The sequence below is a fragment of the Leptospira noguchii serovar Panama str. CZ214 genome (assembly GCF_000306255.2).
GTDB lineage: Bacteria > Spirochaetota > Leptospiria > Leptospirales > Leptospiraceae > Leptospira > Leptospira noguchii.
Genome location: NZ_AKWY02000023.1, coordinates 16765 through 35000, shown reverse-complemented (window position 1 = coordinate 35000; position 18236 = coordinate 16765). Strand labels below are relative to the sequence as shown.

Annotated in this window: 20 protein-coding genes and 4 pseudogenes; 21 read left to right on the top strand and 3 right to left on the bottom strand. The window is 36.6% G+C overall.

From position 1 onward, the window contains the following. Positions 1-366: 366 nt before the first annotated feature. Entirely contained in the window at positions 367-663 is a 297-nt protein-coding gene (locus LEP1GSC059_RS13145; RefSeq protein ID WP_002179100.1) for a helix-turn-helix domain-containing protein, read from the bottom strand. A 143-nt stretch (positions 664-806) separates the two neighbouring features. Here LEP1GSC059_RS13145 and LEP1GSC059_RS24710 point away from each other — a divergent pair. The 3 genes and pseudogenes from LEP1GSC059_RS24710 to LEP1GSC059_RS23130 all read left to right on the top strand — a co-directional run. After that, a pseudogene (locus LEP1GSC059_RS24710) lies at positions 807-1182 on the top strand (hypothetical protein); the annotation flags it as partial. A gap of 1015 nt (positions 1183-2197) precedes the next feature. Beyond that, a pseudogene (locus LEP1GSC059_RS13140) lies at positions 2198-2857 on the top strand (DUF1565 domain-containing protein); the annotation flags it as partial. Next, a protein-coding gene (locus LEP1GSC059_RS23130; RefSeq protein WP_202900244.1) for an IS5 family transposase occupies positions 2809-3605 on the top strand; the annotation gives its coding sequence in 2 pieces (ribosomal slippage) (positions 2809-3154 and positions 3154-3605; 798 coding nt in all). The pseudogene LEP1GSC059_RS13140 and the gene LEP1GSC059_RS23130, both read left to right, overlap by 49 nt. Before the next feature lie 287 nt (positions 3606-3892). Here LEP1GSC059_RS23130 and LEP1GSC059_RS24975 read toward each other — a convergent pair. Then, a pseudogene (locus tag LEP1GSC059_RS24975) lies at positions 3893-4059 on the bottom strand (integrase core domain-containing protein); the annotation flags it as partial. Between the two features lie 354 nt (positions 4060-4413). On the opposite strand from LEP1GSC059_RS24975, the gene LEP1GSC059_RS13125 reads away from it, so the two are divergent. The 4 genes and pseudogenes from LEP1GSC059_RS13125 to LEP1GSC059_RS13115 all read left to right on the top strand — a co-directional run bounded on the left by LEP1GSC059_RS13125 (position 4414) and on the right by LEP1GSC059_RS13115 (position 7362). Then, on the top strand, positions 4414-4926 hold the full coding sequence (locus LEP1GSC059_RS13125; protein WP_002179099.1) for a VOC family protein: 513 nt from the start codon (positions 4414-4416) through the stop codon (positions 4924-4926). 394 nt (positions 4927-5320) lie between these two features. Continuing rightward, positions 5321-5532: pseudogene (locus LEP1GSC059_RS24285) on the top strand (dihydrofolate reductase family protein); the annotation flags it as partial. A 66-nt stretch (positions 5533-5598) separates the two neighbouring features. Further along, positions 5599-6495: a hypothetical protein gene (locus LEP1GSC059_RS13120; protein WP_020980908.1), complete on the top strand. Its 897-nt coding sequence runs from the start codon at positions 5599-5601 to the stop codon at positions 6493-6495. A 96-nt stretch (positions 6496-6591) separates the two neighbouring features. Continuing rightward, a complete protein-coding gene (locus LEP1GSC059_RS13115) occupies positions 6592-7362 on the top strand; it encodes a GNAT family N-acetyltransferase (protein WP_017215932.1) in 771 nt (256 codons plus the stop codon). Between the two features lie 486 nt (positions 7363-7848). On the opposite strand, the gene LEP1GSC059_RS13110 is transcribed toward LEP1GSC059_RS13115, so the two are convergent. Continuing rightward, positions 7849-8871 (bottom strand): MraY family glycosyltransferase, encoded by a 1023-nt coding sequence (locus LEP1GSC059_RS13110; RefSeq protein WP_002179620.1) that lies wholly within the window; start codon positions 8869-8871, stop codon positions 7849-7851. Positions 8872-8965: 94 nt separating this feature from the next. On the opposite strand from LEP1GSC059_RS13110, the gene dapA reads away from it, so the two are divergent. Genes dapA through LEP1GSC059_RS13040 form a run of 14 tightly spaced genes read left to right on the top strand, consistent with a single transcriptional unit; the run spans position 8966 to position 18236 of the window. Then, positions 8966-9850 carry a 4-hydroxy-tetrahydrodipicolinate synthase gene (gene dapA, locus LEP1GSC059_RS13105; protein ID WP_036026847.1) on the top strand — a complete coding sequence of 295 codons (885 nt, stop codon included), beginning with the start codon at positions 8966-8968 and terminating at the stop codon, positions 9848-9850. Further along, a complete protein-coding gene (gene dapB, locus LEP1GSC059_RS13100; RefSeq protein WP_017215931.1) occupies positions 9843-10658 on the top strand; it encodes a 4-hydroxy-tetrahydrodipicolinate reductase in 816 nt (271 codons plus the stop codon). Before dapA ends, dapB begins: the two co-directional genes overlap by 8 nt. 12 nt (positions 10659-10670) lie before the next feature. Beyond that, the gene (gene cdaA / locus LEP1GSC059_RS13095) at positions 10671-11492 is read left to right on the top strand and encodes a diadenylate cyclase CdaA (protein WP_017215930.1); all 822 of its coding nucleotides are present in this window, start codon (positions 10671-10673) and stop codon (positions 11490-11492) included. A 2-nt stretch (positions 11493-11494) separates the two neighbouring features. Further along, entirely contained in the window at positions 11495-12550 is a 1056-nt protein-coding gene (locus LEP1GSC059_RS13090; protein WP_002179623.1) for a CdaR family protein, read from the top strand. After that, positions 12547-12927 carry a holo-ACP synthase gene (gene acpS / locus LEP1GSC059_RS13085; RefSeq protein ID WP_002150795.1) on the top strand — a complete coding sequence of 127 codons (381 nt, stop codon included), beginning with the start codon at positions 12547-12549 and terminating at the stop codon, positions 12925-12927. Before LEP1GSC059_RS13090 ends, acpS begins: the two co-directional genes overlap by 4 nt. 3 nt (positions 12928-12930) lie before the next feature. After that, positions 12931-13152, top strand: coding sequence for a tetratricopeptide repeat protein (locus tag LEP1GSC059_RS13080; RefSeq protein WP_002150737.1), 222 nt, complete (start codon positions 12931-12933; stop codon positions 13150-13152). Positions 13153-13160: 8 nt separating this feature from the next. After that, positions 13161-13538 carry a bactofilin family protein gene (locus LEP1GSC059_RS13075; RefSeq protein ID WP_002179608.1) on the top strand — a complete coding sequence of 126 codons (378 nt, stop codon included), beginning with the start codon at positions 13161-13163 and terminating at the stop codon, positions 13536-13538. A 22-nt stretch (positions 13539-13560) separates the two neighbouring features. Next, positions 13561-13821 (top strand): hypothetical protein, encoded by a 261-nt coding sequence (locus tag LEP1GSC059_RS13070; protein ID WP_017215929.1) that lies wholly within the window; start codon positions 13561-13563, stop codon positions 13819-13821. A 3-nt stretch (positions 13822-13824) separates the two neighbouring features. Further along, positions 13825-14703 carry a 30S ribosomal protein S2 gene (gene rpsB, locus LEP1GSC059_RS13065; protein ID WP_017215928.1) on the top strand — a complete coding sequence of 293 codons (879 nt, stop codon included), beginning with the start codon at positions 13825-13827 and terminating at the stop codon, positions 14701-14703. An 11-nt stretch (positions 14704-14714) separates the two neighbouring features. Beyond that, positions 14715-15314 (top strand): translation elongation factor Ts, encoded by a 600-nt coding sequence (gene tsf, locus LEP1GSC059_RS13060; RefSeq protein ID WP_002179616.1) that lies wholly within the window; start codon positions 14715-14717, stop codon positions 15312-15314. Between the two features lie 3 nt (positions 15315-15317). Continuing rightward, positions 15318-16064, top strand: a complete 747-nt coding sequence (pyrH, locus tag LEP1GSC059_RS13055; protein WP_000179852.1) for a UMP kinase — start codon at positions 15318-15320, stop codon at positions 16062-16064. Next, positions 16054-16608 (top strand): ribosome recycling factor, encoded by a 555-nt coding sequence (gene frr, locus LEP1GSC059_RS13050; RefSeq protein WP_002179624.1) that lies wholly within the window; start codon positions 16054-16056, stop codon positions 16606-16608. Before pyrH ends, frr begins: the two co-directional genes overlap by 11 nt. A gap of 46 nt (positions 16609-16654) precedes the next feature. Then, positions 16655-17335 (top strand): isoprenyl transferase, encoded by a 681-nt coding sequence (locus LEP1GSC059_RS13045; protein WP_002179604.1) that lies wholly within the window; start codon positions 16655-16657, stop codon positions 17333-17335. Continuing rightward, the gene (locus LEP1GSC059_RS13040; RefSeq protein WP_002179625.1) at positions 17328-18236 is read left to right on the top strand and encodes a phosphatidate cytidylyltransferase; all 909 of its coding nucleotides are present in this window, start codon (positions 17328-17330) and stop codon (positions 18234-18236) included. Before LEP1GSC059_RS13045 ends, LEP1GSC059_RS13040 begins: the two co-directional genes overlap by 8 nt.

Below are 18236 nucleotides of genomic sequence, written 5' to 3'. Positions count from 1 at the left end.
ATCGAAGTCGAACTCAATCTGTTATTACAAGAAATTTGCGTTTTGTTTTGCGCTTGTATTTTCTTTCGAATTTCATATCTTTTCTTTTTTCGTAAAACATATATTGGCTCACGTTATATTGTTTCTATTACACTGTTTTATAAGTTTTTGCGAGAATCAGGAATAAACTGAGAAAAAATAAAATCCAAAAACGCGGGAGTTCCCATAACCTAACAGAAAGTAGGTGATTTTTTGAACCGACTTTTTAAGAGAAAGGGGCATAAAATAGTTCCTACAAGATAAATTGCGAATTTTCGAGCAGTTCTAATCTTGATCAATTTTCGTAGTTCCTAAGTTTTGAGACAAGTGCTAAGGGAAAGTCAAAACTTATTTTTTCTTACGTTTGTTTCTGGCCGCTTTTAAAGTTTTAGACTTTTTCTCAAAACTGACTTGTTTGTCATCAAATTGAAAGTAAAACTCCAGAGATTTCCCAAGGATTTTGAAAATCCTCCAGAATTCAACAACGTCTAATCTGCGTTCGCCGGATTCAATCTTGGAAATATAAGATTGAGGTTCACCTAAACGATTGGCAACTTCGAGTTGGGTAAGGCGGGCGTCCTTTCTGGCAGCGATAAGATTTTTACAAAAAATTTTCGCTTCGTGTGAATGGAGTGACTTAAACAAAACGAGGATATTCTACATTCTGGAATAGAATATGCCAAAATGGGATATTTTTGGGATAATAATCATAGAACTTATGAATTCTAACTCTCTTTAAAACTTTGAATATTATAAATTGAAGAAGTGTTGTGTTTGAAGTTTATAGAATGGAGATCAATTCGCTAAAACGAAAAGCAGTTTGTAATTTGGTTTTTTAAGAAATATAGAAAAACAAAAACACTACTTTAAAATTAGATTTTTCAGATAAAATTAAGAAAAGAAAGCAATTAACACCTAACAATAAAAATACGATTTATCATTTACTTAGATTTCAGATAACGGAACCACTTTTTACGAATTACTACTTAAATCCAAACCATTACTCAAGACGATATAATAAAGTGTCCAAAATACTGTTTCTAAATCGGGATTTGTTTCAAAATTTATGTTGTTCTACTGATTTTTATAAAACCAAATATCTTAAATTTTTATTACAAAACCTCATTTCAAAGCAAAATATTTAATATTCTTTTATACGGCTCTAAGTAATCAAAAAAAATTTTACACAATTGAATTTTAGATGTGTGAACTTTTACTACCAAACTTTCAATAAGACGGACTTGTGTCTTACGAAAGGTTTAGATTTTTGTTTAGCGTATAGAATACAATTCGAATTTTTGAAGGGATATTTACGTATACTTTTGGACTGAAAAAAAGTTGAACTAGATTGTAAATGCGAAGTTTTAACATAAAACATGCGTTAGTTGTCATAGAATTTAACTTACAAATTGAACTTCTATGATAGATTGACATATAAAATTAAAAACTATGACTGAATCAGTTCTTTGAAATTTGATAAGAAAGAATCTTAAATTTAAAAATGGAAAAAACGTCAATAAGATCCTTGTTTCGTATCTGGATAAAATGATCGAACTAATAAAACTTACTTAAAAAAAATTAACTCAATTGCCAAACCTAAAACGGTTTGGTTTCTTCTTAATAGATCTCGCCTATGAAAATCTATTAAAAACCATTTCAAAAATATTTTATCTTTGCTTAATTCCGATTATTCTAAGATGTTTTTGAGATCGTTTATAAATAAACAATCTACTAATGATGAACCTTTCAAATCCGAAATCCACTTTCACGAATTTTATTAGAGTTGTTGAAAAATTTCATAGTTACGATCAATAAAACTATGACCGTTTCCATGAAACAGAAACTAAGTCGCGATTCATTTTTCAACAACTCTATTGAATAAAAAAAAATAAAAATTTTTGAAAGATCTTTTTTATGTCCAAGTTGCAATAGGAATTGATTCGGTTTTACATTCATAAAATAAAAATCTTTTAATCCTATTACGAATTTATAATTCTTAAAAATTTCGAAATATAAAGAAAGAAGATTCAATTTTTTCTAAATTTCTATCAATCACCTAGCAAAATGTATATCCGGTCTATGATCAAATTTCGCAGACTATCATAAAGTTTTAAATAACTCTAAGATAAGGACTGGGATTTTTTGTTGGGGAAAAAATAAAACTTTTAAGAAACTGAATAGTGGGAGCGCTTACGGAGGTACTGGTTCTACTCCAAGATTGGGAGAGACTGTAGTTTTAGGCAACAATAGTACGATTGCAGGTTTTCAAATTGAGAACTCTGATTATAGACTCATCAATACACGTTGTGCCGTTTGCCTAGAAAATAAAATGGGGACAATCATTCGTAATAATTCCATCAGCACTTATCAACCGGATCGAAACGGAAGTGGAATTTATATCAGTGGAAATGGGGGAAACCATTCGATTATCAGTAATCATTTTACTAGAAGTACTTACTCGATTAATGAAGTATCTCAAACGTATAGAAGTAAGGCGGAATATAATCTTTTTCAAAACGTAAGATTTACAGCAGTCGTACGAGTGGGAAATTTGGATTTAGGAGGTGGGGGATCTAGCGCAGGAGAAAATACATTCAGATGTTATAATTTTACTTCGCAAATTTTAACTGAAGGTCTTTCTGGTGTCACTGTATTTGCCAGAAATAATATTTGGGGTCATATTCCAATCCAACAAACAACAAATATGAATGATTGGTGTAAAGATATTATGAACTTAGAGCCGGTCTCAAAACTGTTTGTAGAGAGAAAGGGTAATAATATCAATGTGAAATGGACAAATATTATTCAGAGATACCGGATGCACTTTGGAAACAAATAGCCCCATTAATCCCGAAAGAAAATGTAAATCCGAAAGGAGGTCGCAATCGAGTACCAACACGAGTAGTAATGTCAGGTATCATCTATCGAATGAAAACAGGCTGTCAGTGGCGTGCCATTCCGAATGAGTTTGGATCAGGCCAAACTTGTCACAGAAGATTTCAAGAATGGGAACGAGCAGGAGTATTCAAAAAGATTTATAAATCTATTTTAAAATATTATGATGTAAAGAATCAAATAGCATGGGACTGGGCTTCGATGGATTCGGCAATGGTTAAAGCTCCCAAAGGGGGAGCTTAACTGGGAAAAACCCTACAGACCGTGCCAAATTAGGTGTTAAACGGCATATTCTTACAGATGGAAATGGAATTCCTTTGGCAATTACATTGACTGGAGCTAACGTTCATGACAAACACGGTGTAAAAGATACGTTGAATTCAATCCTAATATTTTCCGGAAAAAGAAGAAAGAAGCCAAAACATATTTGTTTAGATAAAGGTTATGATTTCAAAGATATAGAAGTTTTAATCAAAAGAAGAAACATTCAATCTCATATTCGGAAAAAAGGTGAAAAGCCTCTCATCGGTAAATATAAAGGAAAACCTAGACGTTGGGTCGTTGAAAGAACTAACAGTTGGCACAATCGATTCAGGGCTATCCTAATTCGTTGGGAAAGAAAATCTGAAAATTATCTTGCATCTCTTTATCTCGCAAGCTCTATCATTGCTTTTAACTTTTTTGATAGGTAGTTTTGAGACCGGCTCTTAAATGATTCTCTTATACTCTCCGAGCAGGCTGTAAAAGATACCGTTAATTGTTTATAATAAATTGATGTAGTTAGAATGAATAGAATACGGTCTTTTTGTTTTAGAAACCGATCGTATTCTATGTTTATAATGTCTATTTTGTAAATAAGATTGTTTTTGAAGAAGGGGAGGATTTCTTTGTGATAGTTAATTGATATTACTTTTGAAATTTGTTTAGATTTGCTTTAGTAATTAATTGAATGAATTATGAGGTGACCTCGTTTTTAGTGTCAGGTGTTAAAAATTCGTCTTAAGCAGATCGTCTTCAATGTCAATCCCCCGAAAGCTTGTGGCTTCTCTGAGTTTCTCCAATCCTTGGCAATAAGACTGAAGCTTCTTCAATATTTTTAAACCAATTTTCATTTAAACATTCGTTTTGTAATTGCTCATTAAGATTTGCTCAAGCTTCTGTCAATTCTTTCGCGCGGCAGATACCTGGCACAAATATCAAGTAGACTCTTTTATTGGACGAATATTAGGGTTATGCTATGGAACATTTTGAGTTTCCTATTTGATATAATACTTTTTATTAAATTCATTTAACAATATTATAAATTATGTAAGTGGCCTACTGAATTTATTTGTTTAATGATAAATCAATTTGTAAGGTTCATCAATGCAGTTATACAAACAAATCTAAACCATGAAATGTTTGTGCAGCTGGGACATATATCTGACGAAAAATTTGAAATGACTATTTTCATAAAATTTGTAGCATAGGCGATTCAATCGCTCTAAAAAAGAGGAAAACATGGTAAAATCAAAGAAAAAAAACAGTCCGCTGAAGCGGAAATCTGATGGAACGAAAGTTAAATACGTGGGCGCTCCGTCGCATAGTATAACACCTTTTCTCATGTTTAACGCGAATCCCGAGGAAGCAGCAAATTTCTATGTATCGATCTTCAAAAAGTCCAAAATTCTCAGTGCTAACTCGATGCAGGCCGATTTCATTTTGAATGGTCAAAAATTTTTTTCCTATAATGGCGGACCTGATTTTCAATTCAGCTGGGGCGTTTCATTCATGATCAGTGTAGAAACGCAAAAAGAGGTAGATTATTACTGGAATGCCCTTCTCGCAGATGGCGGCAAAGCAAAAATGTGCGGTTGGCTTCAGGATAAATACGGTATGTGGTGGCAGGTGACGCCTAAGATTCTCTTGCAACTTATATCTCATAAAGATCGTGCAAAAGCTGAACGTGCAACACAAGCGATGTTGAAGATGCAGAAAATTGACATCGCCGCGCTTAAGGCCGCAGCGGGATAAACAACATTTTCTTTTTACCCATAAGAAAAAATTCCATTCAGAATTGCTAATACGTTCTTAATTTGGTTTTCGACATATCTCTTGGTTTAGGAGACAAGCAAAAACTTGTGCCAATTCTTTTTGCAAGTTTAGGCGCGCTCAGAACCGCGAACGGGATCGATGCGAGGTCAATAAATTGTAACTAAAGACGATTGTTATATAATGTTTCCTATATACAATTTATTGACCAGAGCTGAGAGCCCGGTCCGGCTTGCCTGTAGCAAGCCGGATTCGCTTAGATCTTCTCATAGAACTCGCGTTAATTATATAGGTTTGAGTAAAAGTTGCCTATTGGAGATGTTGTGTTTTTGAATAATGTTTGTTTTATCTTTCTCTTTTTATGAAGTGATGATGCGAACTCATTCAACTGTCGCTTAAGAATGATTTAGTGTATGGGCTATAGTTTAAAATATTTCCAGTTATGCTCGACACGGGCAAACGTTTATTTGGTGATGGGGCCATCTCAGCGGCATTTGTATTATTAGAGGTTCTGTTACACTAAGTGAAATAATTATTGTTAATTGTAAACAAGTCGGAGAAGTTGAGACAAATGCTGTTGGGGTTTGAAAGATAAAATGAGAAAAATATTTTATTAATTTAAATTTATATTAGAATATTATAAAAGGAAATAAAATGAATAAAGAATGGACTCAGAATAATGAAAAAGTTATCGAACATTTTAAAGAGCTTTTATTGGATACACCATCCAGTTTGGATTTATTTCAGAGAATTTTTTCTAAAGTCGAAGGTGTCGAATATTTGGATGAAAATATTAAAGTAAAGCTTGTTAATGATGTTTCAATTGAACTTACCGAGCCTGCGGATGCAAAAAAAATAGAACAGTGGCCTGAATCAGTTAAAAGAATATTCTCTGAACATGCAACTATGGGTATCTGGAAAGGAGAAAATGTATTCGGCGGACAAATTGCTTTTGATAATAGAATTAACGTCAAAAATCTTGAGGGAACCAAATGGAAGGATGAAGATTATGATTTATATAACATACAATCTCCTATAAGTGGTGGTGATGGAAGTTTTGTGTTTCATCCCACTTTTAAAGATACGAGCGGAGAGGTTCTTTGTCAAGTTGTTGATGGTAAAATTAATGGACCTTTAGCAATTGGGCCAGGGTCAATATTTTTATGGATGATAGCAGGTTATATGGAAATAGATAGAGAGATATCATTGCCATTAATTTCAAAAGATAAGTTAATAAGTATTACTCCAAAATCAACAAAGTCAGGAGTAATAAAATTAATTATGGAAAAATCCGGTTTATCAAAAGAACGAATCGATGATTTAATTAAAAAACTCGAAAATCTTTATGATTTGGAAAAGAGTTTTAAAAAAGCTAATGATAAAAATCAATTTATAAAATTAGAATTAGAGTATATAGATGATATTGAAGCTTATAAGAATGCTTTACCCGAAAGCCGACAATTAGATTTTATTATGATTCATGGATATAACATAAGTTGTTATAAAGATGAATTAGATAAATTATTAAAAAGGTATAAACAACGCACATAACTTCGGTTTCCCGCTTTTCGTTTTTGTAAAACGTAGTCGTTATTAAGCGGACATTTTTGCAAAGACATCAATTTTTCGATCAAGGAAGCTTAAAAAATGATTCAGTATGAATTAAATTCAAACAACCAACCTATCGGAATGAAAATTCAAAATTGGAGTGTACCTAAATTTCCGGAAAAATTGGTAATGGATGGAAAATTTTGTAAATTAGAGCCTTTAGATTCTGAGATACATTCAAAAGAATTATACGAAGCTAATTCTGTGGATAAAAATGGAGAATGCTGGACCTATTTAACTTATGGACCTTTTAACACATTTATAGAATATCAAAATTGGATTAGAGAAATTCAGAATTTAGTTGATCCTACTTTTTATGCTATTATAGATAAAAATACTTCAAAGTCAGTCGGAGTTGTTTCATATCTTAGAATCGATCAGGAAAAAGGATCTATTGAAGTCGGTCATTTAAATTTTTCAAATCTACTTAAAAGAACAAAGGCTGCAACGGAAGCAATGTATTTAATGATGAATTACGCCTTTGAATTAGGATTTAGAAGATACGAATGGAAATGTAATTCTTTAAACATTCCTTCGCGAAAGGCCGCACAGAGATATGGTTTTTCATACGAAGGAACATTTAGACAACATGCAATTAACAAAGGTAGAAATCGTGATACTGCATGGTATTCAATAATAAGTTCAGAATGGAATTCGATTCAGGAAGCATTTGAAAAATGGCTAGATTCTAAAAATTTTGATGAAAATGGAAAACAAAAAATTAGTTTATCTAGTTTAACAAAACCACTTTTAGCGCAAAAAGACGATTTCATTTTAATCAAGCAGAAACATTCGCCTAATAATAGTTAGGTTCTGTGGTTGGCTTTTTTTGTGTGAGATCGATCAGAAGCAAGTTTTGGGGAGTAAACGAAGTATTAGAGTTGTTGAAAAATTCAATAGTTCAAATCAATAAAAATACTTTAATCTATCGTTTCTTTGAAGCAAAAACTGATGGAGATTCATTTTTCAATTACTCTATATTATAAAAGCACTCGTCTAAATGGATTTTGATCAATTCGAAAAATATTAAGAACTTGTCCCAAAACCTGTCGAACGCCAATAGAAGTGAGACGCTGAGTTACTTCGAACGCCAATAGAAGTGAGACGCTGAGTTTCATAAATGTGGGAACTACTGCAAAAATTGAACGACTTTAGAACTGCTCGAAAATTGCGACTTAATTTAGGACTACTGCATTTTATTAAAAATTTTTAAAGAATGATCGCGTAAAGTTCTTTGAAGTTTTGGGACAAGTTCTGAATTCGTTTTTTTGGATCTTTTGAAAATAGTCTTACGATTTATGTTCGTTTTAACTTATAAAAGACGGTAAAATAACAAATTGAATAAGCCGTTACGGAAATCCAAAAAATAATACTACCTGGAATTCCGACTTCTCTGTGAACTCCAAAGAGAATCATTGCAGGTAAATTAGCCGTCGTAAATACGATCGACACAAGGTCCTTTCGATCGGTTTTTACCGCGACGAGTTGATACAAATGTTTTCTGTGCGCTTGAAAAATATTTTCTCCGTCTTTGAATCTCAAAAGAATCGTAACCACGCCGTCCACAAAAAACACTGGCAACAAAAAGAACGCGGAAGAAATTTCAAACGAACCCCAAAATTTATCATCAATAAAAAACAAAGGAAGAATCGCGATCGTATAACCGAGAGGAAGAGAACCGGAATCACCTAAAAAGAGTTTTGCTTTGGGTAAGTTAAAAACTAAAAATCCAAAAACACCCGCGCAGATCCAAGGATAAAACAAAGGAAGTTGGGAATGAAATAAAAATGGAAACGCCAAAATCGCAAGAAGGAAATGAGAAGAAAGATATGCGTCTAGGCCGTCCATAAAATTACAAACGTTAACAACAAACAAGACGTAGACGATCAAAATCAAAGTGGAAAGACCAGGAATGTTTTCTAAATCTAAACTTAGAAATGAAAATCGAACTGGTTCCAGATAAAAAAAGACAATTAAGAAAAAAATTTCCAAAACGAGACGGATCCCAGCGCTCAATGAAAAAAGATCGTCAGCAAGACCGATCAAAAAAAAGAAAAACAAACCCGTAAAAAATAGAAAAATTTTACGATCCGGAATTTCAAAAACACAGAACCAAACGACCGCTAAACAAAAAATAGGAAGTAAAATCCAAATACCTCCCGATTTTTTTGTAGTTCCGACGTGCATACTTCTTTCATTTGAGACGTCCGAAATTACGAACCTTTTGGAATGAAGATAAATCCAAGAAAAAAATGACGTGGCTAAAAATATGAGAGCACACGTAAATACTGGATTCCAGAAAAAAGAAATCTGCTTCATTGGCAATCCAGACTAGAAGTAAGAAGTCTCACTGCAATCAGAAATCGAAACGTTTTTGATTGCCAAATCCGACTCAAATCAAGAACCTAACCCTATGTTCCAGGGCGTTTATACGGCGATCATCACACCATTCAAAAACGATAAAATTGATTACGACAGTTATTTCAAACTACTGGAAAAACAAACCAAAGCCGGAGTTAGCGGAGTTGTTCCTTGTGGAACAACGGGCGAGTCTCCCACTCTTTCCCACAGTGAACACGCAGAACTCATTCGAGAAACCGTCAAAGCAGTACAAGGTAAAATTCAAGTAGTAGCTGGAACCGGATCCAATTCTACAAAAGAAGCCATCGAATTGACAGAGGCGGCTTGTAAAGACGGAGTGGACGGAATCCTTTCCGTAAATCCTTATTATAATAAACCGACACAAGAAGGACTCTTTCAACATTTTAAATCGATTGCTGAACGTTCCACCGTACCGGTGATGCTCTATAATATTCCAGGAAGAACTTCCGTAAATTTATTACCGGAAACCGTACTCAGACTTAGTGAGGTCAAACAGATTCGTTCTATGAAAGAAGCCACGGGAGATCTGGGACAAATGGGGAAATTAATTTCCTTAGTAGGAAATAAAATGACAGTACTTTCCGGAGACGATAACTTGACCCTTCCTTTACTTGCGATCGGAGGAGTAGGGGTTGTGTCCGTCATTTCCAATCTATTTCCAAAAGCTTTAGTGCAACTTGTAAGATTTTTTCAAGAGGGAAAAATTTCCGAAGCACAAAAAATACATTACGATTTTATTGAATTCTTCGCGCTTGCGTTTATGGAAACCAATCCGATTCCAATCAAGGCGGCGATGCACTGGTTTGGTTACTGTGGTCCTGAAATAAGATTGCCGCTGACTCCACTTTCTCAAAACGAGATAAGCTCTAAATTTAAAAAGGTGCTCGAAGGTCTGAAAGAGAAAGGATATGAATAGCCGAACTTCAAAAATCCAAATCGCTTTGATCGGAGCGTCCGGAAGAATGGGGCGCGCTATCATCTCAGTACTTTCTACTTCCGCCAAGTCCACGTTATCTTCATCGATAGTCAGCCAAAATTCCATATTTTTAGGAATGGATTCTGGACTACATTCCGGGATCAAACAAAACGGAGTCAATTTTTCCTCCGATTTAGAAGCTGCGGTACGGAGTGCAGATTGTGTGATCGATTTCAGCACTCACCAGAATTTAGATTTTACGCTTAAGGCGTGTATTCAACATCGAAAGCCGGTTGTAATCGGGACCACAGGGCTTACAGAACTTCAAAAAGATGCGTTACAAGTGGCTTCCAAAGAAATCGGAATCGTATATTCACCTAACATGTCTATTGGAGTAAACTTATTGTTCAAGTTAACCGAAATCGCGGCCAAGGTAATGGGAGAAATTTCGGATATAGAAATCCAGGACATTCATCATCGTCATAAAAAGGACGCACCTTCTGGAACCGCCGAAAAATTAAAAAATATACTTTTAGAAACGTTAGGCAGAACGTCTAAAAACGTAGTCCATGGAAGACATGGGATTTTAAAAGAAAGAGATTCCAAAGAAATAGGAATCCATACGTTTCGAGCGGGAGAAGTAATTGGAGATCATACCGTATATTTTTTTACTCCCGAAGAAAGGATCGAAATTACACACAAGGCTCAAGATCGAAAAACCTTTGCAGTCGGAAGTGTACACGCTGCGGAATTTTTAGTAGGCCGCAAATCTGGGCTTTACGATATGTTTGCGGTTTTGGGATTATAAAGGGAGTCTGGATTGTTTTTTTTCAAGAACATATCCCTATTCCCACTCGGTAAAAATCCGTTTATTATCATCATCGATATACTGATCGTCAGTTTTTTCATTTATCAATTTTATTCTACCATCCGAAGAACCAGAGGAATCCAATTATTACTCGGAGTTGCGGTCATCTGGTTTTTAGGAATTTTTGCGAGCACGTTTGAACTCGAACTATTAGATTGGATTATAGAAAGTATTCGTCCGGCGCTCGTATTTGCAATTATCGTTTTACTCCAGCCGGAACTTAGAAAGATCACAGCAGATCTTTCTAAGATGAAAATCTTTCAGCCGTTTCTATTAAAACAAATGACAGATTTAGAAGAGATCATCGAGGCCGTAAAGGTTATGGCTAAAAATAAAACCGGATCTCTGATTGCTATTGTAAGAGAAAATAGTTTAAAGGAAATTATAGATCAGTCCGTGCAATTAGACGCGATCATCTCCGCGAGTTTACTCCTTACTATTTTTAAAAAGAATTCTGCGCTCCACGACGGGGCAGTAATTATAGAACAGAACAGAATCGCCTGTGCCGGAGCCTTTCTTCCAATGACTCAGAATCTGGATGATGCAAGGATGGGAGCCAGACATAGGGCCGCGCTTGGAATTTCAGAAGAATCGGATTCTATTGTAATCGTTACGTCGGAAGAAACCGGAGAAATCTCCGTATGTTACGACGGAGAAATGACTCACCCTGTTAAACCGATCGAACTTAAAAATCTAGTCAATACGATCCTGAAAAAAAGGGATAACGTTTCCGAAAAACACAATCCAGTTGTGGAAGAAAAGGTGGAACGCTGAAGTTGAAATTTATCTTCAATAACTGGCAGGCCAAACTGGGGTCTTTGATTCTGGCGATTGTATTCTATATAAATTTACAAAATTCTAAAATACTCGTAAAAGAAATCCAGATCCCAATCGAATATCCTAAGTTAGGCGGTTCTTTAATTGTTTCCAAAACTTCCGATAAAAGTGTACCCGTAAAGGTGGAAGGAGTTAGAGAATACGTAAATTATTATTCTCAGTTTTTAAAGGTTCATATCAATTCTTCTGAACTTAAGGCCGGAGAAAATCTAGTTTCCGTTTATAAAATTTCGGGAGCTCCTGCGGGTCTTAGGATCACAAAACTTAGGGAAAAAATTAAGGTAAACGTGGAATCAAATTCCGGTAAAATACTTCCTGTCGAAGTAAAGTTTACCGGGGATCTTCCACCTAACTATGTAAAGACGAATCATTTTGTTTCTCCCTCTGTAGTTCACGTCAGTGGTCCTCCCGGAGTTTTGGAAGGTTTGGGAAAAATTTCAATTCCTCCTATTTCTCTCAAGGATAAAATAGAATCTTTCACATACAAACATAAACTTCCCGATTTTCCTGCTTCCGTAAAAATAAGAGATAACGTAAAAGAAGTTACGGTTCGTGTAAATATATTTGCAAGTGCGTCTAACGCGGGAGAAACACTTCTACTTGGAATTCCGATCAAATGCCAAAACTTAGATAAAAATTTGGAAGCTGAATTTTCCGAGCCGGAAGTTTCTGTAAAACTACAATCTAAAACCACTCTCAAAAGTATTCAGGTCATCAAAGGACTTTCTGCGAGTGTGGTATGTTCCCATAAATACGATCCTAAAACCAAAAAAATTCTTCCAGATAACAAACCAGTATTTGCCAAAATCAAACTGAACAAGTCTGCTTCTTTAAAATCCGTAGAAGTTTTAGGAGTGTTTCCGGATAGGGTATCTATTCTTTTTAAAGTAAAACCGGATCAAAATCAAAACGGTGGCGCAAAAGAACCAGACGGAGAAGAGGATGAAAATACGATCGAACCGGATCTCAACCCGGAGATTTTAGAAGAAGAATGAAAATTTCCGTAGGAAATGATATTGTAGAAAATGCAAGAATTCGTGATCTTTTAGAAAAACACGGAGATCGTTTTTTAAAACGAGTCTTTTCAGAATCAGAGAGGGAATACTGTACTAATCGGAAAGATCCAATTCCACACTTGAGCGGAAGGTTTTGTGTTAAAGAAGCTTTTATCAAAGCTATCGAACCGGGTGACGATGTAATTTTAGATATGAGGGAAATCGAACTTTTCGGAAAGGAATTCGGAAAAAAAGAATTGGTACTGCATGGAAAATCCAAAGAATTGTTTCTTACCAAAGGATACAGCGGCTGTTCGGTTTCGATCAGTCACGCTGAGAATTATTCCACTGCCGTCGTGGTGCTTTACAAGGAGTGATCTATGATTTCGGAAACGATGAAACAAACTCTTCAGTTTTATAGCGAAGGTCTGAACTTGTATAAAACCAGAAAGTTTACAGAAGCGCTTGAAAAATTCAAAAAGGCGATCGAGTTGACTCCGGACGATGGTCCTTCTAAAAAGTACATCGGTCGTTGTCAGGCATTTATCACAAATCCTCCTCCCGCAGATTGGGACGGGGTTTTTGAAATGAAAACGAAATAAGAGAATCCATGTCCAAGAAAACCGCAACTAGAACTTCTCGCCCCATTACGGAATACGGCGCCATTTCCACGGTTCTCGGAAGAGAAACTTCCTTTTCCGGAATTTTAAATTTTCAAAAACCTCTTGAAATCTCAGGTGAGTTCCAAGGTGAAATTGAATCCGAAGGATTTCTATTCATCAGCGAAGGCGCAAAGATACGTGCCAACATCAAAGCGGGCACAGTGATCGTAGGTGGTGAAATTACCGGTAACGTAATTGCAACTGAAAAGTTAGAAATGCTTTCGACCGGAAAGGTAAACGGAAATATCAAAACATCTAAATTACAAATTGCAGACGGAGTGATCTTTGACGGGAACTGTGAAATGATCCAGCCCAATAAAGATTGACCCGCGCTTTCATCCGTAAAAAGTGGTACCTGCTAACCCGAAAAAGCCTACGGATAGGGCTGAGATTGGCAAGATAGCCCTCATTCTTCTCCTTGGTTTTTTCGCCGGGGCCGTGACGGGAGTTATTCTCGATCGCCTAACAGGCGTTCCTTTTTTCTCTTCCTACCTGCTCCGAGAAGCAATCAAATTTGAACTCTACGTAATCAAGGTCGAAATACAATTTACCCCTGCTAGTCTAATCGGACTCGTAGCGACGTTGTATTTCGTACTAAAAAAGGGGTAAACCATGTCAGTGATCTCAATGAAAAATCTTCTGGAAACCGGAGTACACTTCGGGCACCAGACTCGTAAATGGAATCCAAAAATGGCTCCGTATGTTTTTACGGCCAGAAACGGAATCCATATCATAGACCTTCAAAAGACCGTTCAAAAAGCAAAAGAAGCCTATGACGCTCTTAAAAAATTAACTGCCGAAGGTAAGAAAGTTCTTTTTGTAGGAACTAAAAAACAAGCCAGAGGTGCGATTGAAAGAGAAGCGATTCGTTCCAATATGTTCTTTATCAACAATCGTTGGCCTGGTGGTCTTTTAACCAATTGGAACACCGTAAAAAAAAGTATCGCTCGTTTGAAAAAACTAGAAGCGATGGAAGCTGACAATAGTTTTGAAAAAGAAGTAAAAACTAAAAAAGAAGTTCTGACTTTAAGAAGAGAACTAGAAAAACTTCGTAAAACTCTCGGTGGGATCAAGGACATGGCTACCATTCCTGAAATTATGTTTGTGATCGATCCTAAAAAAGAAGAAATCGCCGTTAAAGAAGCAAGAAAGTTAGGTCTTAAAATCTTTGCAGTTGTGGATACTAACTGCGATCCTGAATTGATTGATTATCCGATTCCCGGAAATGACGACGCGATCCGAGCGATTTCTCTTTTTCTGGAAACCATGTCTAACGCTGTGATTGAAGGAACCGGTGGCGTTGTGGAACAACCTAGATTTAGCGAAGATTTGGATTCGGAAGCTTTGGCTTTGGAATACCAAGGTGAATATGATGAAAGTGGAAAGTTCATTATGGACGAAGACCCAGATTCTAAAAAAACTAAAACAGCAGAAGAACCTCCCATCACCCCCGCCCCCACTACCACGGTCGAAGTGGATCAAAACGAATAAGGATTTCATTCATGGCAGCAGTTACAACGGACTTAATTAGAGAACTCAGAGAGAGAACTAGCGCAGGGATGATGGACTGCAAAAAAGCTCTCGAAGAAAATAACGCAGATATTGAAAAAGCGATTACTTGGCTTCGTGAAAAAGGGATCGCGAAGGCTGCTAAAAAAGCGGGAAGAGAAACCAAAGAAGGTAGAGTGGTTTCTTATATCCACGGTAACGGAAAGATTGGAGTTCTTGTGGAACTGAATTCTGAAACAGATTTCGTTTCTAAAAACGAAGATTTTGAAGTTCTTGGAAAAGAAATCTGTATGCAGATCGCAGCAATGAATCCTTTGTATCTCAATGAAGAATCCATTCCTGCTGCGGATATAGAGAAAGAAAAAACGATCATGAAATCTCAATTGGAAGCGGAAGGTAAAAAAGCCGATCAGATCGAAAAGATTCTTCCTGGAAAAATTAAAAAATACGTTTCAGAAGTTTGTCTTGTAAACCAGGCATTTTTTAAAGATGATTCCAAAACCATAGACGATTTGGTAAAGGAAGCGATCGCAAAATTTGGCGAGAACATTACTGTTGCCCGTTTTGTCCGCTTTCAGGTGGGTGGACTCTAAGTTTTGGCTACAGAAGCGAAGTATAATAGAATTCTAATTAAACTTTCCGGTGAGGCCCTTGCCGGAGAGGGAGAATTTGGGATTGATACAAACAAGGCCCATTCTCTCGCGGAAGAAATTAAAGAAGTCCACGATTTAGGAGTGGAAATTGCTCTTGTTGTTGGCGGCGGTAACATCATTCGAGGAACCAATCTCGCCAAAGCGGGAATTGATCGCGCTACCGCGGACTACATGGGAATGCTCGCTACGATCCAAAACGCTTTAGCCTTGCAAGACGCTTGCGAAAAAAAAGGTCTTTATACAAGAGTTCAATCCGCGATTGAAATCAATTCGATTGCAGAAAGTTACATTCGCCGTCGTGCCGTTAGACACCTCGAAAAAAGAAGAATCGTAATTTTTGCGGGTGGTACTGGTAACCCTTATTTTACCACCGATACTACTGCAAGTCTTAGAGCCGTAGAAGTGGGTTGTGATGTAATTCTAAAAGCTACCAAGGTGGACGGGGTTTACACCGCAGATCCTAAAAAAGACAATGGTGCCAAACGTTATTCTCAGATTTCTTTTATGGAGTCTATCAATCGTAGGCTCAAGGTTATGGATTCTACCGCCCTTAGTTTGTGTATGGAAAATAATATGTCGATCATAGTGTTCGATATTTTTAAACGTGGAAATCTAAAAGACCTGGTTACTGGTAAAAACATCGGCACATTGATCTCTAATTCGGAGGACATTCAAATCGATGGCAAGTAATGCAATCATTTCTGGAATGAAAACTAAGATGGATAAAACCATAGAGTTGGTTAAAAAGGATTTTGGAACCGTTCGTACTGGACGCGCTAATCCTTCTCTTGTGGAAGATATTCGAGTAGATTACTACGGCACACAAACTCCGATCAATCAACTTGGAAATATTTCTGTTCCGGAACCTAGAATGTTAGTTATCTCTCCTTATGATAAGGGAATTATGAAAGACATCGAAAAGGCGATCCAAACTTCTGGTCTTGGATTACAGCCAACTAACGACGGTGTGGTGATTCGAATTGTCATTCCTGAACTAACAGGAGAGAGGCGGAAAGAACTTGCAAAAGTTGTAAAGTCTAAGTCCGAAGAAAAAAAGGTCGCCATTCGCAACATTCGTAGGGACGCGATGGAGGATCTTAAAAAACATACCGAAGGAATGTCTCAAGACGAGATCAAATCGGTTCAAGATCAGATTCAAAAAATCACAGATTCTTACATCGATAAAATTTCTTCTCTTACCACAGAGAAAGAAAAGGAAATCACTACGATCTAACGTGGGCTTGTTCGAGTCCAATCTCCCCAAACATATCGCCGTTATTATGGACGGTAATGGCCGATGGGCGACAACCAGAGGTAAATCTAGATCCGAAGGTCATAGAGAAGGTGCTCAGGCAATCGATCGTTTGATGGATGCGAGTTTGGAACTGGGCTTAAAAAATATTTCTCTCTACGCTTTTTCTACCGAGAATTGGAAACGTCCCGTTACCGAAATCCGTTCTATCTTTAATCTTTTGATCGAGTTTATAGAAACTCGTTTGGATACAATTCACGAAAGAGGAATTAAAATCCTTCATTCTGGGAGCCGAAAAAAACTGACCCGAGGCGTTTTAGACAAGATAGACTTTGCGGTGGATAAAACTAAAAAAAATAAAAATTTAACCGTTAACTTCTGTTTGAACTACGGTTCCAGAGACGAACTCCTCAGGGCGGCACAAGAGCTTTTTTTAGAAAGAAAACGCTCTAAAGTTTCTTTGGAAAAGCCTTTGAAAGAAAAAGAGTTCGAAAAATTTTTATATACGTCCATCCTTCCTCCCGTAGATTTACTGATCAGAACCGCCGGAGAACAAAGACTTTCCAATTTTCTACTTTGGCAATCCGCTTACGCGGAGTTGTATTTTACGGATACTCTTTGGCCCGAGTTCGATAAAAATTCTCTGGTGGATTCCTTAAAGTGGTACGAAACCAGAACCCGAAAATTCGGAGGACTTACGAATGGGTGAAACTTCTAAAAGACTCGCTTCCGCGGCCGTGCTCATATTATTTTATCTTTTTATGATATTCTATCCGGGTTTTTATTATCTGCAGACCTATTTGATTCTTCTTTTAGGTGGGGCTATCGGAATCAAGGAATTTTACAATCTTTCTGATCGGGGTGAGGAAGGTAGGCCGTTTCGTGGAACCGGTTCTTTTTTTATGTTGCTTGTCATCTCGTTTTATTACTTCCGATTTTTAGGTTCTCAAAATCAGTTTGAAGCGCCTTTGTTTTTTCTGCAAAATATTAAATATTTTATTCCTCCTTTTGATCCGGTTCCAGTTTTGTTCCTTTTGTTGTTTATCGTAACGTTTACTTTACAGATCACCAGACGCCCGTTAGACGGTGCTATATTTTCTGTTTCTTCCACTTTTTTAGGTGTGTTTTACGTTGCGGTTCCGTTGGGTCACTTTTTACTTTTGCTCGGAATGGCTCAGGGAATCTATTATATTGTTTTTGTTTCGGTGGTCACTTTTTTGACAGATGCTGGCGCTTATTTCGGGGGAAGGTGGTTCGGTAGGCATCCGGCCGGTCTTGCAATTTCTCCTAAAAAAACCTGGGAAGGTTACGTGACCGGAATTTTTACTGCGATCGGTTCCGTTTTTATCTTCAACATAATTTGGGAATATTCTACAGGAACTTCCGCAGCCGTCAAAGGGTTGGAAGTTTTTTTAATCTCCGCAATTTTATCTTTTGTCAGTGTGATCGGTGATCTTTTAGAATCCGCAATGAAACGAGACGCAAAGATTAAAGATTCCGGGTCTTTGATTCCGGGTCACGGTGGAATTTTAGATCTTGCGGACGCTCTTTTGATTACGATTCCAGTTCTCTATTACTATCTTCAGATCAAGGGGAATCTTGGAGTCTAA

What these genes read in the sequence shown, in the direction of transcription:
- LEP1GSC059_RS13125 (WP_002179099.1), top strand. Translation starts at nt 4,414, where the DNA reads ATGGTAAAATCAAAGAAAAAAAACAGTCCGCTGAAGCGGAAATCTGAT.
- LEP1GSC059_RS13120 (WP_020980908.1), top strand. Translation starts at nt 5,599, where the DNA reads ATGAATAAAGAATGGACTCAGAATAATGAAAAAGTTATCGAACATTTT.
- LEP1GSC059_RS13115 (WP_017215932.1), top strand. Translation starts at nt 6,592, where the DNA reads ATGATTCAGTATGAATTAAATTCAAACAACCAACCTATCGGAATGAAA.
- LEP1GSC059_RS13110 (WP_002179620.1), bottom strand. Translation starts at nt 8,871, where the DNA reads ATGAAGCAGATTTCTTTTTTCTGGAATCCAGTATTTACGTGTGCTCTC.
- dapA (WP_036026847.1), top strand. Translation starts at nt 8,966, where the DNA reads ATGTTCCAGGGCGTTTATACGGCGATCATCACACCATTCAAAAACGAT.
- dapB (WP_017215931.1), top strand. Translation starts at nt 9,843, where the DNA reads ATGAATAGCCGAACTTCAAAAATCCAAATCGCTTTGATCGGAGCGTCC.
- acpS (WP_002150795.1), top strand. Translation starts at nt 12,547, where the DNA reads ATGAAAATTTCCGTAGGAAATGATATTGTAGAAAATGCAAGAATTCGT.
- LEP1GSC059_RS13080 (WP_002150737.1), top strand. Translation starts at nt 12,931, where the DNA reads ATGATTTCGGAAACGATGAAACAAACTCTTCAGTTTTATAGCGAAGGT.
- LEP1GSC059_RS13075 (WP_002179608.1), top strand. Translation starts at nt 13,161, where the DNA reads ATGTCCAAGAAAACCGCAACTAGAACTTCTCGCCCCATTACGGAATAC.
- rpsB (WP_017215928.1), top strand. Translation starts at nt 13,825, where the DNA reads ATGTCAGTGATCTCAATGAAAAATCTTCTGGAAACCGGAGTACACTTC.
- tsf (WP_002179616.1), top strand. Translation starts at nt 14,715, where the DNA reads ATGGCAGCAGTTACAACGGACTTAATTAGAGAACTCAGAGAGAGAACT.
- frr (WP_002179624.1), top strand. Translation starts at nt 16,054, where the DNA reads ATGGCAAGTAATGCAATCATTTCTGGAATGAAAACTAAGATGGATAAA.
- LEP1GSC059_RS13045 (WP_002179604.1), top strand. Translation starts at nt 16,655, where the DNA reads ATGGACGGTAATGGCCGATGGGCGACAACCAGAGGTAAATCTAGATCC.
- LEP1GSC059_RS13040 (WP_002179625.1), top strand. Translation starts at nt 17,328, where the DNA reads ATGGGTGAAACTTCTAAAAGACTCGCTTCCGCGGCCGTGCTCATATTA.